Source organism: Streptomyces sp. SID13726 (assembly GCF_010548375.1).
Classification (GTDB): domain Bacteria; phylum Actinomycetota; class Actinomycetes; order Streptomycetales; family Streptomycetaceae; genus Streptomyces.
The window spans coordinates 1-548 of record NZ_JAAGLY010000233.1 but is presented as its reverse complement, the minus strand read 5'-3'; the positions used below and the strand labels follow the sequence as shown (position 1 = coordinate 548).

Sequence of the window (548 nt, the reverse complement as noted above, 5' to 3'; positions counted from 1 at the left end):
GACCTGTTCGACGAGGTCATGGCGCTCATCCGCCGCTCCCCCGACGCCGACGAGGCCCGCGCGGGCCTCATGGGGCTGCTGGGCGTGGACGAGATCCAGGCGACGGCGATCCTCAACCTCCAGCTCCGCCGTCTGGCGGCGCTCGAGCGGCAGCGCATCATCGACGACCACGACGAGCTCGAGCGCAAGATCCTCGACTACGAGGACATCCTCGCCAAGCCGGAGCGCCAACGCTCCATCGTCGGCACCGAGATGGGCGAGATCGTCGCCAAGTACGGCGACGAGCGCCGGACGACGATCCTCCCGTTCGACGGCGAGGTCTCGATCGAGGACCTCATCGCCGAGGAGGAGATGGTCGTCACGATCACGCGCGGCGGCTACGTGAAGCGCACGCGCAGCGACAGCTACCGGGCGCAGAAGCGCGGCGGCAAGGGCGTGCGCGGCGCGCAGCTGCGCGAGGACGACATCGTCGACCACTTCTTCGTGACGACGACGCACCACTGGCTGCTGTTCTTCACGAACCTGGGCCGCGTCTACCGCGCCAAGGC

General features: G+C 69.0%; 1 protein-coding gene. It reads left to right on the top strand.

All coding sequences use genetic code 11. The features are described from left to right. A partial coding sequence (locus G3I78_RS47350) for a DNA gyrase C-terminal beta-propeller domain-containing protein (protein WP_275424930.1) occupies positions 1–548 on the top strand: 548 nt, incomplete at both ends.